16 protein-coding genes are annotated in these 13144 nt (G+C 60.8%); 12 read left to right on the top strand and 4 right to left on the bottom strand.

The window, feature by feature from the left end; genetic code table 11:
• Positions 1 to 28: 28 nt before the first annotated feature.
• A complete protein-coding gene (locus tag ACLM42_RS12705) occupies positions 29 to 652 on the bottom strand; it encodes a 2OG-Fe(II) oxygenase (RefSeq protein ID WP_415399313.1) in 624 nt (207 codons plus the stop codon).
• Positions 652 to 1110 (bottom strand): protein phosphatase, encoded by a 459-nt coding sequence (locus tag ACLM42_RS12700; protein ID WP_415399312.1) that lies wholly within the window; start codon positions 1108 to 1110, stop codon positions 652 to 654. Before ACLM42_RS12700 ends, ACLM42_RS12705 begins: the two co-directional genes overlap by 1 nt.
• Before the next feature lie 53 nt (positions 1111 to 1163).
• Here ACLM42_RS12700 and ACLM42_RS12695 point away from each other — a divergent pair, with 53 nt between their 5' ends.
• From ACLM42_RS12695 to ACLM42_RS12665, 7 genes are all read left to right on the top strand, one after another.
• The gene (locus ACLM42_RS12695) at positions 1164 to 1418 is read left to right on the top strand and encodes a hypothetical protein (protein WP_247909961.1); all 255 of its coding nucleotides are present in this window, start codon (positions 1164 to 1166) and stop codon (positions 1416 to 1418) included.
• Positions 1419 to 1429: 11 nt separating this feature from the next.
• On the top strand, positions 1430 to 2245 hold the full coding sequence (locus ACLM42_RS12690; protein ID WP_415399311.1) for a methyltransferase domain-containing protein: 816 nt from the start codon (positions 1430 to 1432) through the stop codon (positions 2243 to 2245).
• A gap of 14 nt (positions 2246 to 2259) precedes the next feature.
• A complete protein-coding gene (locus ACLM42_RS12685; protein WP_415400186.1) occupies positions 2260 to 3174 on the top strand; it encodes an oxidoreductase in 915 nt (304 codons plus the stop codon).
• A gap of 31 nt (positions 3175 to 3205) precedes the next feature.
• Entirely contained in the window at positions 3206 to 4744 is a 1539-nt protein-coding gene (locus ACLM42_RS12680; protein WP_415399310.1) for a SulP family inorganic anion transporter, read from the top strand.
• 404 nt (positions 4745 to 5148) lie between these two features.
• Positions 5149 to 6315 carry a tyrosine-type recombinase/integrase gene (locus ACLM42_RS12675; RefSeq protein ID WP_247909958.1) on the top strand — a complete coding sequence of 389 codons (1167 nt, stop codon included), beginning with the start codon at positions 5149 to 5151 and terminating at the stop codon, positions 6313 to 6315.
• A gap of 238 nt (positions 6316 to 6553) precedes the next feature.
• Positions 6554 to 6790 (top strand): hypothetical protein, encoded by a 237-nt coding sequence (locus tag ACLM42_RS12670; protein ID WP_415399309.1) that lies wholly within the window; start codon positions 6554 to 6556, stop codon positions 6788 to 6790.
• A complete protein-coding gene (locus ACLM42_RS12665) occupies positions 6787 to 6951 on the top strand; it encodes a hypothetical protein (RefSeq protein ID WP_247909956.1) in 165 nt (54 codons plus the stop codon). Before ACLM42_RS12670 ends, ACLM42_RS12665 begins: the two co-directional genes overlap by 4 nt.
• A 3-nt stretch (positions 6952 to 6954) precedes the next feature.
• On the opposite strand, the gene ACLM42_RS12660 is transcribed toward ACLM42_RS12665, so the two are convergent.
• Positions 6955 to 7182: a hypothetical protein gene (locus ACLM42_RS12660; protein WP_247909955.1), complete on the bottom strand. Its 228-nt coding sequence runs from the start codon at positions 7180 to 7182 to the stop codon at positions 6955 to 6957.
• A 517-nt stretch (positions 7183 to 7699) separates the two neighbouring features.
• Here ACLM42_RS12660 and ACLM42_RS12655 point away from each other — a divergent pair.
• The 4 genes from ACLM42_RS12655 (at position 7700) to ACLM42_RS12640 (ending at position 10652) form a co-directional block, all read left to right on the top strand.
• The gene (locus ACLM42_RS12655) at positions 7700 to 8002 is read left to right on the top strand and encodes a hypothetical protein (protein ID WP_247909954.1); all 303 of its coding nucleotides are present in this window, start codon (positions 7700 to 7702) and stop codon (positions 8000 to 8002) included.
• Between the two features lie 434 nt (positions 8003 to 8436).
• Positions 8437 to 8577, top strand: coding sequence for a hypothetical protein (locus tag ACLM42_RS12650; RefSeq protein ID WP_247909953.1), 141 nt, complete (start codon positions 8437 to 8439; stop codon positions 8575 to 8577).
• Positions 8577 to 10001, top strand: coding sequence for an AAA family ATPase (locus tag ACLM42_RS12645; protein WP_247909952.1), 1425 nt, complete (start codon positions 8577 to 8579; stop codon positions 9999 to 10001). The genes ACLM42_RS12650 and ACLM42_RS12645 overlap by 1 nt, the downstream gene beginning before the upstream one ends.
• 333 nt (positions 10002 to 10334) lie before the next feature.
• Positions 10335 to 10652: a hypothetical protein gene (locus tag ACLM42_RS12640; RefSeq protein WP_415399308.1), complete on the top strand. Its 318-nt coding sequence runs from the start codon at positions 10335 to 10337 to the stop codon at positions 10650 to 10652.
• Between the two features lie 193 nt (positions 10653 to 10845).
• Here ACLM42_RS12640 and ACLM42_RS12635 read toward each other — a convergent pair whose 3' ends face one another.
• The gene (locus ACLM42_RS12635) at positions 10846 to 11424 is read right to left on the bottom strand and encodes a CAAD domain-containing protein (RefSeq protein ID WP_247909950.1); all 579 of its coding nucleotides are present in this window, start codon (positions 11422 to 11424) and stop codon (positions 10846 to 10848) included.
• A gap of 1294 nt (positions 11425 to 12718) precedes the next feature.
• Here ACLM42_RS12635 and ACLM42_RS12630 point away from each other — a divergent pair.
• Positions 12719 to 13144, top strand: coding sequence for a hypothetical protein (locus ACLM42_RS12630; protein WP_247909949.1), 426 nt, complete (start codon positions 12719 to 12721; stop codon positions 13142 to 13144).

The following is a 13144-nucleotide window of genomic DNA, read 5'->3' as shown; positions in this document are numbered from 1 at the left end:
CCCATGCTCGCAAAGGGCCGCCGGGGACTCACCCCGCCGCCAGGCGCTTGAGATAGGCCTCCCGGCTACCGGCGTTAATCCAACCGGTGGCGATGGTTTTGCTCTCGCTCTGATTCACCCGGCCGCGGTGGATGTGGGAGGGCCCTGCGGGGAAGAGCACGAGCTTGCCGCGCTGGGCCTCCTCGTGGTGCCCCTGCCAGTGGAACTCGGTGCCGGCTTCCTCGACACTGTTGCAATACAGGATCCAGGCCATGACGCGGTGCACCGGCTCGGTGGCCTCATCGCTGATGGTCCAGTCGCAGTGCCAGCGCTTGAAGCCCTCACCGGGGGCATAGCGCTGCAGGTTGAAGATCGGATTAACGAAGAGCTCTTGATCCGGGCAGCAATCGCGAAACAGGGGGCGCTCCTGCAGATAGCGCTCCAAGCCAGCCGTGACCCCGCGCAGGATCACCTCCGCCAGGGCAAAGGCTTCGGGGTCAGAGCGGTCGATGGCGACCAGGCTGATGTCGGTCGAGACCTTGGCGGGCTCAGTCCCATCGGGCCCAAAGGCCACTCCAGGACGCCGCAGGTCCTCGCGGCGATCGAAGAAGGCCATCACCCCATCGGAGAGGGCTTCAAAACCAGGGTTGCTGTACCGGGCGATCAGGTCCATCAGGCCGACTCCAACCAGGGGATGGCCACCAGGGCATCGAGGCGCTGCCAGCGCTCCCGCTCCGGCGGCAGACGCTCGCTCAAACCGACCCGCTCCAGCGCGCGCCTGATTCGATCGGGGTCGAGCACCTCATCAGCGGGGCCTTGGGGCAGGACCAGCACCTGCTGCTCGGCAGGATCGGCCATCAACTGCAGCTCCAGATCCCCCAGCTCCCGCTCAAAGAAGACCCGGCGCATCCGAGCGGTCTGGACCGCACCGATGGCCTCAGCGAAGGTCTTCAGACCCGCCTCATCGCCACTGCAACCGCAGTTCAAGGCCAACCAGATCAGCAATTTCGCCCAGCTCTCACGACTCCAGAGGGGCTGGAAGCTCTCGCGGTTTTGGCGCACCAACTCCGCCAGGGCGAAATCCACCAAGGTCGCCTGCAGGGCCAGCGGGTCAGGAGATGCAGTTGTCATGACATCCATCCTCCCCATCAGTGTGCAGACTGCGGTCCAGTGAACGCCGAGCCATGGCCCTCGACTTCAACGATGCCGATCTGGAGTTTTCCGATCTGGTGTACGCCTACCAGAGCTGGGTGATGGCCGTCATCAATGACGAAAAGCTTGGCGGCGACAAGCTTTTGACCGACGAGATCACCGACGACGCCCTCAGCGCCATGCGCTTCCTCCCCGGCGAGGTGACCGCTGCGATCGAAACCAGCCTGGCCCGCGTCTATGACGTGGATCCCGACGAACTCGCCGCGCTGCTCTTCCCTGAAGACTGAGCCTCGGGGCCATGGCCTCGGACTACGTCCTCGGAACCCATCAGAGCGAACTGGAGCGCCTGCATTTTCAGCACGAGCTCTGGTTACCCATCAGCCAAGCGGCCTGGACGCGGGCTGGCCTCAGAACCGGGCAACGGCTGCTCGATTTGGGCGCCGGCCCTGGCTTTGCGGCCGCCGATCTCGCCGCCTGCGTGGGCCCCAGTGGACGGGTCCTGGGCCTGGAGCTCAGCGGGGACTACGTCGCAGAGGCCCAAGAACTGGCGCGGCGGGGCGACCTGGCCCAGCTGGAGTTCCGCCAACACGACCTGTTGAAGGATCCCTGGCCGGACGAGTCATTCGATCTGGCCTGGTGCCGGTGGCTAGCGATGTTTCTGCCGGACCTTGAGCCCCTGCTGACGGGGCTTGAGCAGTGCCTTCCAGCGGGCTCCCAGGTGCTCTTCCACGAATACGTCCACTGGGACACCTTCGCCCTCCATCCAGGGGCGGAGGCGGTGGCCCGCTTCGGCCAGGCCTGTCAGCAGAGCTTCCGCGCAGCCGGCGGAGACCCGGACGTGAACCGCAAGTTGCCGTCCTTGCTCGCCGCTCGGGGCTGGCAAATCGAAGAGCTTTTGCCTCTGCCGGTACTGGGTCGCCAGGGATCCATGGCGGCCCAGTGGATGGAGCGCTTTGTCGCGGTCTACGGGCTGCAGCTGCAACGGCTGGGGCTCTGGAGCGCAGCGGATCAAGCCGAAACGCTCGCGCAGATTCAGGCTGCCGCGTCCGACCCCGGCAGTTTTTGGGTCGGACCCACGGTGCTGGAGCTGCGGGCGAGACGATTGGGGACGTAGTGCTCCGCCCCGCCGTGCCCTGGACCGCCGCTGAGATTCCCGATCAACGGGGGCGGACCGCCCTGATCACCGGTGCCAACAGCGGCCTGGGCCTCGAGAGCGCCAGGGCCCTCGCCACCAAAGGCGCCACCGTGCTGCTGGCCTGCCGCAGCCTGGAGAAAGCCACCACCACCGCCTCAGCCCTGCAGGCGGAAACCGGCGCTGAGTTGATCCCCCTGGAACTGGACCTGGCGGATCTGGGCAGTGTGCAGCGGGCCGCCGCCCAGGTGCAGAGCCTCGATCTGCTGCTGAACAACGCTGGGGTGATGGCACCGCCCCGGACCCTGAGCCGCCAGGGATTTGAGTTGCAATTCGCGGTGAACCACCTGGGCCACGTTGCCTTGACCCAGGCCTTGCTTCCCCTGCTGAAGCAGAGCCCTGGCGGCCGAGTGGTGCATGTGAGCTCAGGGGCGGCCTATTTCGGCCGCATCCAGTTCGAGGATCTCCAAGGGGAGAAGCGCTACAGGCCCTGGGATGCCTACGGCCAAAGCAAGCTCGCCAACGCCATGACGGCCCTGGAGCTGCAGCGCCAGCTGGAGCAGGAAGGCTCCAGCGTGCAGTCGCTCGTGGCACACCCGGGACTGGCCCGCACCAACCTGCAGCCCACCTCCGTGGCCTCAAAAAACGCCAAGGTTGAGGGGCTGGCCTACCGCCTGATGGACCCGCTCTTCCAAAGCGCCGCCATGGGTGCCCTGCCCCAGCTCTATGCCGCCACGGCCCCGGAGGCCAAGGCGGGGGTGTTCTACGGACCAGGGGGCTTCGGGAACCTGCGGGGCTACCCAACGAGCTGCCGCATGCCCCCGCAAGCGCTGGATCCTGAGGCCTGCGCCCGCCTCAGGGAGGTCAGTGCAGCACTGATAGGGTCGGCCGAAGCGGGCAGTTCCCGGTAGGGAACGCCAGACGACAGCCACCGCAGGTCCTATGAATTTCGCCCTCAAAGAATGGTGGGGCAAACCCCATCGGGACATCCTCTCGGGCCTGGTGGTGGCCTTCGCGATGATCCCCGAGGCCATCGCCTTCTCCGGCATCGCCGGCGTTGATCCGCGGGTCGGCCTGTTTGGCGCCTTCATGCTCTCGGTGACCCTGGCGGTCGTCGGTGGGCGCTCCGCCATGATCACTTCGGCGACGGGCTCCACCGCCCTGCTGATGACCGGGCTGGTGGAACAGGGCAACGCCCTCGGAGAAGGGATGGGGCTGCAGTACCTGCTGGCAGCGGGGGTTCTGACAGGCGTCCTGCAGATCGCCTGGGGCTATCTGCGCCTGGCCCATCAGATGCGCTTCGTGCCCCAGCCGGTGATGGCGGGCTTTGTGAACGCCCTGGCGATTCTGATCTTCCTGGCACAGCTTCCCCAGCTGGGGCTCGATTTCTTCCACCCCGAAAAGGTGGCGGTCACCTCAGCTCAACTGCCAGCGGTCTGGGGTCTGATGGCCCTAACCCTGGTGATCATTTATGTGTTGCCGCGCTTCACCAAGGTCGTCCCCTCGGCCCTGGTGGCGATCTTCATCTCGACCGGCATCTCCATTCGCATGGGCCTTGACGTGCCCACGGTGAGCAGCCTCGGCACCCTGCCAGGCGGCCTCCCCCAATTCGGCCTACCTCAGGTTCCCTTCACCACGGGCACCCTGGGCTTGATCCTGCCAACGGCCCTGGCCATCTCCCTGGTGGGCCTGATGGAGACCTTCCTGACCCAAGACATCCTCGACGACCTCACCGACAGCAGCACACACAAAAACCAGGAGGCCCGCGGCCAAGGCATCGGCAACATCGTCAGCTCCCTCTTCGGCGGCATGGCCGGTTGCGCCCTGGTGGGCCAATCGGTGATGAACGTGGGCTATGGCGGCCGCACCCGCCTCTCCACCCTCACCTCGGGCGTCAGCCTGCTGGCGATGATCCTGCTGGCCAGCCAGTGGGTGAATAAGATCCCCATGGCCACCCTGGTGGGGGTGATGGTGATGATCGCCATCAACACCGCGAACTGGGATTCGATCCGCAGCATCCGCCGCATCCCCAAGAGCGACACCTCCGTGATGTTGCTGACGGTGGTCGTCACCGTGCTGACCCACAACCTGGCGGTGGGCCTGCTCTCCGGTGTGGCCCTGGCTGGAATTCTCTTCAGCCGCAAGGTGGCCAAGGTGATCGAGGTGAGCAGCGAGCTCAGCGGCAGCGATCACCGGATTTATCGCGTCCGCGGCCAGCTGTTCTTCGTCAGCAGCATCTATTTCCGCCAGGGCTTTGAACTGCACGAGCACCCTGCTCGCGTCACCATCGACATGGGCGAAGCCCACATCTGGGATCAAAGCGGCGTGACCGCCCTTGACCAGGTGATCCGCAAGCTCAAGCTTGGCGGCAGTGATGTTGAGGTTGTGAACCTCAATCAAGAGAGCACGAACCTGTTCGCACGCATCGGCGTGGCAGAAGAGGCCGGCGGCCGCGGAGGTGAGCTGTCGTCAGCCCACTAACGGCCTTGATGCCCGGTGCCGGGTTCGAACCAGCGACATCCTGCTTGTAAGGCAAATTTGTGTGCAGTTGCCGCAAGGGGTCTCCTAGTCATACCAAGGGTTTTAGGAGATCTGCGTGCTCACGCGTAGGCAGTTTTGAGCCCATTTGCACACGGATTTGCACACAAACGCGCCAAATGCGCACCAAGTGAATCCCGTTAGACAAGCAGGGAGTGTGTGCAATTATTGGCGCACCGAGTCACAGATCAATGGCGGACCCCCAAGGGCTGGGCGACGCAATCCGGATGGTGCTGGCTGAGGGTATCCCTGATGGGCCCCATGTCGGCTGCTGGACCGTCTCCAATGCAAGAGAGCGCGTAAGGCTCTGGTACAGGCAGCCGGGCAGCAGCAAGCGGCTGGACTACATGACTGACATTCCTTGGGAGCGCGGCGCCGGCCAGGCCGTCCTCAAGGAGGTCAAGAGTTTCATCACCGAGATGGGGGAGGACACCTCCTTCACCACCGTCAAGGAGCGGAAGAAGAACGCCAAGCGGGTCCGCAAGATCGACGCCAGCTCACTCAGCGCCCAAGAGGGGGAATGGGCCGCGGCATGCAGGGACTACCTCCGCAAGCGCAGCGACCTAAGGGAGACCACCCTCGGGGACTCTCGCAAGGTGATCAAACGGTTCCTTGAGGTGATGGCCTCCAAGCCCGCTCCAGGTGATGGGCCTGCGGTGCTGAAGGCTTACACCGAGATGCACTTGCAGAACACAGCACCAGGCGGTGAGGGGCGCCGCCGGAACCTGCAGGAGCTCTCCGCCTTGCTGCGGCATTGCGTGGAGGACTGCGGGATGCCCTCGCTGTTCTTGGCAACCTCCAAGGAGAAGCGCCGGGAACTGGTGGGCATGGCCGATCGGCAAGCAACCGACATTCAGACTCCGCCTCTGAAGCCAGAGCAGCTCATCCAGTTGCTGGAAGCACTGGAGGCCGACAAGCGATGGGACCTCTACCTCGCGGTGGGGTTGGTGGCCCTGTTTGGCCTGCGCCCTGCTGAGCTGGCGAACCTCCGCTTTGAAGACGGCCAGCTGCGCACCACTGGGGTCAAGCGCAATAGGGCGGACATGAATCGGACTGCCCGCGAACAGGGCCGCGGCAAGGAGCGGATCCTTGAAGCGCTAGAGCCAGTCGAGCTGGAGGGGCTTGGGGACAAGCTCGCCCATCAATGGGCCAGCGGCCTGATCAAGCTCCCCCCGCAGATCCAGACGGCGATTGAGGGATACAAGAAGGGGCAGCACACCTCCAAGCTGGTCGGGAACGCCTTCGCTCAGTACCTGCGCCGGTATCAGCCTTGGCGGTCACTGGTGGCCAGCACTCCAGGCCTGACGCCATACAGCCTGCGCCATGGCTTTGCTTGGCAAGCGCACCTGATGGGGGTGGGCACCCGCTGGGCCTCGAGCCTGATGGGACACGACCACGACACCCATCTCCGGTACTACGGGAACTGGACTGACGAGACCTCGGTCAAGGACGCGGTGGCAGCAGCCAAGCAGCGCCGAACCGCAATGGCAAAGCTTTCCAAGGTGTCGCAGTAACACTCTGTAGCAATCCATTTTGGCGGGGTTGACCCCATCTATCGGGGTGATGTTGATCCCATTTGTTCACCCCTGATCCCATTTGTTCGCCCCTGATCCCATTTGTTCAGGGTCGGCCCCATAACTGAGACTCAACAAGTTCCCTACGCCTCGATATGGCTGAGGGCTACTTATTTGCCTGCATAGCGTTTAGTCATACCTACTCACGCTTATGCAATCGCAACAGGCAGAGCTCTGGTTGCCAACCCCGCAGGCAGCAGAAGCTCTGGGCATTTCCCAAGCCACCCTCAGGCGCGCCAGGGAGTCGCATGGCGGCGTCCTTCGCCCAGGCGTCCACTACGCACGCGGGCTCAGCTGCAACTCGAAGATCACTTGGAACATCGATCGCTGTCGCCAAACCATCCACCGCGCAGGTGAGCAGGCCTACGCCGCCGATCGCGCCATGCGTGAACTGCAAAAGGAGGCGCAGCAATGAGAGCAGCTCTCAAGTTCGAGCACCTTGTCGCTGCCCTCAACTGGGAACGCACCCGCGCCCATTGGTGGAGCAAGCAGGGCTACGTCCGCTATGCCAACGAGTGCCACCACAGAGCTGAAGCACTCGAGCGCCGCCTCTTTGAAGGACCGGAGGTGGAGTGAGCGTCAGACCTCTAAGCGGTGGGCCGCGGCAGTCTCCAGATCAAGCGCCTCTACGAGCAGGTACGGCATCAGACGCGCTACGGAGGCGTATGCCATCCCAATGGCCTCTGGGGTCAGCTTGCCCTCTTCGGGGTGGCTCTGATCCAGGGAGAGACAGAGATCCAGTGCCGCCAAGTTCATCGCGGCGAACTGAGCTTGATCTCTTAGGGCTGACTCGAACTGAGTGGACATTTGGAGGAGGTTGTGGACGGGGTGACTCACCGCCACCTTCAAAGACTAAGAACCCTCCCGAGTCGCACTTCTCTCCTGTTGGGGTTGACCCCGAGTGGTGGATTAGTGCGCCTGTTCCACTCTCTGGCCTAGCCAGACTGAAGAGATCCATCGCCAACAACAAGGCACAAAAAAAGTCGCCTACGGCCTTCCCTCCGCAGACGACTTGGGCTAACAAACCTGAACTCATTGTAATGCAATCAAACCCGCGCCCGGCCGCCCAGGGCACCTCACGTCACCTTGCACATGCCAAGGCAAGACTCGGACTAAACAAGGCACACCAGCACCTCTCGCCGGTCCCGACAACAATCTGGGATGTCCCTATCCCTACCCCACCCGACTGGGACTTCCTCGACGACGAAGAGAAAGAGACTTACAGAACCGCTGCACTGTCCTACGCAATCCGTGAGTTAGCGGACCAGCGCGATCAATCAATCGCGGCATATCTCAACGACCGCATGCACAGGGAGGCTGCCTGATGCAAGACATCGACCTCGGCAAGCCTCCAGAGACGACGGAGGAAATGCTTGCTTACGCCGCCGAGATGCAGAAGCAGCTCACGGCTGCGTTCGATGAAGAAGGCGCCAGGGCATTGATCCCAGTGCTGGCTCAGCTCAGCGCCTTGCTTGCCTTCACGGCGAAGACCACGATCAACCAGCTGCAACAGCTCGGCAGCACTGTTGAGGGGGGCACGGACCTAACGCATCGGCTACTGGACCTCCACAAGGTCCAGACCTACGCCGTTTCACAACGGCTCGAAGACTTGGAGGAGCGCATCTGATGCACCGCTCTGGTCCCAAGTCCCCCTGCCCGGCATGCGGCAGGACGAAGGACACCGACTGCGCATGGGCGCATGACATCATCTTTTGCCACCAAGGCTCAACGAACGGAGTCGGCAATCTCAAGCTCGGCGATGTAATCAAAGCCGACGGCACTGAGTGGGCACTCACCAGCCGCAAGGGCGGGTTCGATGGTGCTGCTGCCGTCTTCCGACCTCACAGGCCCAAGTCTCCTCATCACCGCGTCTACAGCCCACAGGAGCCCGGCACAGTCCGAGCCACTGCTGCTGCAGGTCGCAAAGCACTCCAGGCCTTCTATGCAGCGCACGATCGCGCTTGGGCCATCCCTGACCTTCACTCGCTCACCCCAGAAGAGCTGAGAGAGGCAACCCTCACCATCACCGAAGCAAGGGACCGCGCCACCGTTCTTGGTCGCATGGCCCCGCAGCTGTGGCGTGAGTACCCGGACTTGGCTGAACAGCACCGCGCTCGCTTTGAGGGGTACCGCCGCTCAATCCAAGCCCAATGGGATGACCTGTTCCACTTCCGCACCTACTACCTCGGGGAGGTCATCTGATGGAGGACAGCCTCGACCGTTTTGATGACCTGAACGAACTTGCTGCCTCGTTCGAAAAGGAGAAGCGAGAACGCCACATCCCTCGCCCACCTCTCAAGGCAGTCCCAGAGCACATCTCACCTTGGCAACTCCAAAAGGATCAAGCGCTTGAAGGGACCAATGGCGACCCCCTCCTCACCCATGACGCGCTGTGGATGCTGCTCCTCCTCAAAGCAGAGGAGATCATCAACTCAAGCCGGCGCATCAGCGAGCAGAAGCAAGCGATCAAAGCCGTTGCCAACGATCTTGGTTTCAGGCTCTCCAACGCAGAGATCGCCGAAATCTTCGACCAGCTCGACAACAGCGTCTCGGCCTACGAGCCCGATGTTGAGCCCGGCCAAGAGTTCATTGCTCCAGGCCAGTCATGGTTCCTCGATGAGCTGATCCTTGTCGGCTTGAACCTGCTGGTCGGCATGCCAGGCGCTGGTAAGTCACGCCTGCTGGTTGCCATGGTCCGCGCTGCTCTGACCGGCCAAGAGCAATTCATCGGCCGCGGCATCAACGCAAGCGACTCCAGCTCTGTCTTGATCGTTGGCACTGACCAGGACCGGCAGCAGTGGGGCGCTCTCCTTGAAGAACAGGGATTGGCCTATCTGGTCCGCAGAGAGCAAGTGGAGGGACACGAGAACCTGACCTACCGGCTGCATGACCGGATCCACCTCAAGACCTCTGGAGGCGGTTTCAGGCTCAACCCCGATGGGATGCGTTTCATCCGCAACTGGAACCAGCAACACCCTGGCGGCATCACGATCATCGACAGCCTCTCGGCAGTGCTGCCGCCAGGCATCTCGGAGGCGGATGAGTCAGCCGGACGTCTGATGCGTCAGATCGAGATCGCACGCCAGGGCAACACCTGCATCGTCACTCACCACTGCAACAAGCAATCAGCCATGAGTGGCTCGGTTGGCGTCTACTCCGGTTCAGGTCACGGATCGATCGACCGCGCTGTCTCGCGTCACATCGGCCTTGGATACGAAACCCATGTGGAAGCCGGTCGGGAGAAGCTGCATGAGGAATCCCCACGCCGGGTGATCACCTCTCAGAAACGCGGCGCCATCAACCAGCGAATCATTGTCGAGAACGGCAATGGCAACAGCTGGGACTACATCGGCACCGATGCAGAGGAGCGTGAGCTGCGCCGGCAAGCCAATGAAGGTGACGCCATTGATCGGCTCAAGGGCTGGCAGAAAGCCACCTACGCAGCTCTCACGACGGAATGGCTCACCACCAGCGCCGTATTGGCAGCCCTCCCCCCAGAGAAGCAGTCAACGGCCAGCGCTCCCAAGCAGGTGCAACGCGCCCTTCGCGCCCTTCAGCAGAACGGACTCATCGAAGAGGACCGCCAGAGCATCGGTGAGTGCCGTTGGCGACTCCCCCACACATGAAATAAAAAATAAGTGTTCTTTTTGTACCACCGTTGCGCCGCAAGGGATCTGGCACTGCCCCAAGATTGTTCCAAGAGTGTTCCAAGTGTTCCAAGTGTTCCAAGGAACAAAAGGAACAGTGCTGGAACAGTTCTGGAACACCACCAAAACCCTGTCCCTGACTGGATGGAACAAAAAGAACAGTTCCAACCCACAAAAGAGGGCGCGGAACTCTGCTCCTTCTGAGGCGACGGGGTAGACCCCAGGGGATAAGTCACTGCCCCACTGCCGACTGCCCCACCCCTGCAATAGTGAAAACAGTGGCCACTCATTTGAGTTGGCAGACTGATAGCGATGGCACGAGTGACAGCTGAGGAAAGTGATCGCCGAGTCGATGAGCTCGCGAAGCTCTTGATCGGCGGTAAGCGCACCTCTGAGCTGCTGCTCTTCTGTGCAGAAAACTATGGGGTCCAAAAGCGTCAGGCGGCGGTCTACCTCGCCAAGGCACGGGAGCAGCTGAAGGCCGATATGTCGATCAACCGCCAGGACTTCATTGCCGCGAAGCTGGCCCTGCTCGATGAGGTTCAGCAGAAGAGCTTGAAGAGTAACCAGATGGGCAGCGTGATCGGAAGCATCCGCTTGCAGGCTGAACTGGCGCAAATCCTGGGGTAGCCACCAGTCAATCAAATGGAGACAACGACTTTCATTGAACGTAATAACGATTGCGCCCTAGGCTGACGGCAAACACGGCCGGTATAGTCCAGGCCACACAAATAAAGATACGATTAAACACTGATGTACCTATCACACAATAAATCCTACGATAGACCTTAAATTAACTTGCAAATACCTCACCCCAGGCACCTCATCTAAGCAAGTCTTTCTTGACCTTTGCGATCCTTGAGAAGAGCTCCGCTCTTGTTTGATGCAACAAAAGCTTTGATGCCGCAAAGCGAGCCACCCAAGCAAAGCCAGCCAATTCAAGAAACCTCTCAAATACACCCCCAAGAACAGGAAGGTTGTTAATGGATGTAATACAGCTTATTCCAACTGCAAGAGAGCCTCCAACCAGCAATGACCACATCAATGCCAGAATCACAGGATATGTCTGCCTAATTTCAGAAAAGCCAAATTGCTCAAGAAGCTTTATCCCATGAACAAATTGCTCAAGAGATTTGGCAAAATCGACTTCGTATTCTCTTTCGGTCTCGGAGGATGGCGCCGCAACAAGTTCACCCCCTTCTGCTGGTGCGAGGAAGACAGCCGACTTATTGCCGCCTTGATCATCAAAGGCATCTGTCGCTGATGAATTATCAGGATCCAGAAATGGAATCTCAGACGTTTCCTCGTTAATACTCATACACCCATTGCAATCAAGACATGGGCCAACCAACTCGCGACCAATCAACAGATAGGTATCAGTGAAGGCGCCAAAAGGATTCAACCTAAAACTGGCCTACCCAAGGCAAGGTGGAAAACAAACTTATTGTTCTTTTTGCAAGAACAGAAGCTTTAACCCTTGCACTGATCCAGAAGATGAGCGACCCGTGGTCCTTTAGGCTTCCAGCAAAAGCGGCTTGATTAACCGCTCCAACATGGATTCGAGATCACATTAGTTAAGAAGATTTGCGCACAGCGCGCGGAGGCTTTCCATGTGAAATGCTGCTCGAGAAAGCAGTAATCGCCAGTGCTGCTTTCTCGGGGAAACACCTGATGGTGAAAGTGCAGCTCCCCCTACGCGGCTTCCTCCCCTAGCCCGACCCAGGAGCTGTTACTTCCAGGGCCGACACGACAGTTGCCTGAGTTACTTCCTTCCCTCAGCTCTCAAGGCCAGTTTTCTGCCCGCCCTGGTTTCACCACTGTGGGTTGGTGACCGTCCATCCCTCACTGCGTAACCCATGCCACTGCAGTTGGGCTTGCGAATGACTCATCACATCGTGCCGCTCGACCAGAGGATCAGACCAACCCGCTTTACGCGCTTTTGTGACCTCAGCTCGGCCTAGACCACAACCAGAAAAGCGGGCAACCCTATTGCCGCTCGGGCTCTTAAGCCATTCAGTCATGAAGCTCAGTGGTATCGCGGTTACAGGGAGGGGGCTGGTTCCCTTACAGACCGTTCATGCGCAAACAGGTTTCGAGCGCGACGAGGCCGACCAAGAACGCTGCAGCGAGTAATCCGACTTCTTTGAGTGATCGAGCCATGAGGAGCAAGGCGGATCCAACGACCAGTTCACCAAAGAACCTAAAGGGAGTCTGTAGATCGTGCATATGACTGTGAACTTTCCCACGGCGGAAGGTATTTACTGCTACCGCTTGACGAAACTTCTTGCCGGCGATGCCTCCCGGCCGCTGAGGGCGGACCTGAGGGCCTGTTTCCAGTGAGAGTGGAGGTTGAACGCGAACACGTCACTTCCTCTCAGCGCCCAGCCAGGATCATTGAGGTGGGGGAGCTTGGCACTCCCCCGTCTCGGATCACGGGGAATCACTCGACCGTGTCCTTAGTGGTTATGGCCCTGCTGGCGCTTCTAACGCAAGAGGGGAGGGGGTGACGAGCTTGGTCCTGCTCTCAAGCTTGTGCCGTCCGAGGAATGACGCCCCACTCTTGATCGGCCCCTCCATGCCGGCAGTTCTCTTCAAGTTGTTTGGCTCAGTTCTCTGTCGCTGACATGCCGCCACGTCCTTTGTTCTTCGCAGTGACTGCTGCCTTGCTTGTCGGCTGCACTGGCAGCCCTTGACCCTTGTCGACAGACCAAGACATCCAACGAGTGGTCTGCTTGCAGGATGAGAACGGCTTCACCGACGAGGCCCGCAAGACCTTTGCGTCCGACCAAGGCCAGGGCTGGATCTACTCCAAGCAGGCCCAGCGCCTGTATGCCTTTGATCGCGAGCACAACAAGCTCGCTCCCCTACCACCCTCTTTCCAGCGAGGTGCTGACGACAAGAGGCGTTTCAGTTACACCTTCAGGGACGATGAGCTGCACATCACACCGGTTCCGATCCGCGATGATCAGCGTCTGACCCTGCTGTATGTCATCCCCGACAGCCTGGTCATCAACCTCGGTTCGCTCTCTGGCTTTGTTGAACGCCGGGCGCAGGTCACGAACCTTCCACTGACCTGCCGCTCTTTCCCGGTCACGCAGCAGGTCCTCACTGCCGAGTCCTAG

The sequence above is a fragment of the Synechococcus sp. W4D4 genome, from assembly GCF_047716805.1.
In the GTDB taxonomy this organism is placed as follows: Bacteria; Cyanobacteriota; Cyanobacteriia; order PCC-6307; family Cyanobiaceae; genus Vulcanococcus.
The sequence above is the reverse complement of the archived record's forward strand: the minus strand, read 5'-3'. Positions and strand labels throughout refer to the sequence as shown.

What these genes read in the sequence shown, in the direction of transcription:
- ACLM42_RS12660 (WP_247909955.1), bottom strand. Translation starts at nt 7,182, where the DNA reads ATGTCCACTCAGTTCGAGTCAGCCCTAAGAGATCAAGCTCAGTTCGCC.
- ACLM42_RS12640 (WP_415399308.1), top strand. Translation starts at nt 10,335, where the DNA reads ATGGCACGAGTGACAGCTGAGGAAAGTGATCGCCGAGTCGATGAGCTC.
- ACLM42_RS12700 (WP_415399312.1), bottom strand. Translation starts at nt 1,110, where the DNA reads ATGACAACTGCATCTCCTGACCCGCTGGCCCTGCAGGCGACCTTGGTG.
- ACLM42_RS12665 (WP_247909956.1), top strand. Translation starts at nt 6,787, where the DNA reads ATGAGAGCAGCTCTCAAGTTCGAGCACCTTGTCGCTGCCCTCAACTGG.
- ACLM42_RS12690 (WP_415399311.1), top strand. Translation starts at nt 1,430, where the DNA reads ATGGCCTCGGACTACGTCCTCGGAACCCATCAGAGCGAACTGGAGCGC.
- ACLM42_RS12650 (WP_247909953.1), top strand. Translation starts at nt 8,437, where the DNA reads ATGGCCCCGCAGCTGTGGCGTGAGTACCCGGACTTGGCTGAACAGCAC.
- ACLM42_RS12655 (WP_247909954.1), top strand. Translation starts at nt 7,700, where the DNA reads ATGCAAGACATCGACCTCGGCAAGCCTCCAGAGACGACGGAGGAAATG.
- ACLM42_RS12695 (WP_247909961.1), top strand. Translation starts at nt 1,164, where the DNA reads ATGGCCCTCGACTTCAACGATGCCGATCTGGAGTTTTCCGATCTGGTG.
- ACLM42_RS12675 (WP_247909958.1), top strand. Translation starts at nt 5,149, where the DNA reads ATGACTGACATTCCTTGGGAGCGCGGCGCCGGCCAGGCCGTCCTCAAG.
- ACLM42_RS12705 (WP_415399313.1), bottom strand. Translation starts at nt 652, where the DNA reads ATGGACCTGATCGCCCGGTACAGCAACCCTGGTTTTGAAGCCCTCTCC.
- ACLM42_RS12645 (WP_247909952.1), top strand. Translation starts at nt 8,577, where the DNA reads ATGGAGGACAGCCTCGACCGTTTTGATGACCTGAACGAACTTGCTGCC.
- ACLM42_RS12680 (WP_415399310.1), top strand. Translation starts at nt 3,206, where the DNA reads ATGAATTTCGCCCTCAAAGAATGGTGGGGCAAACCCCATCGGGACATC.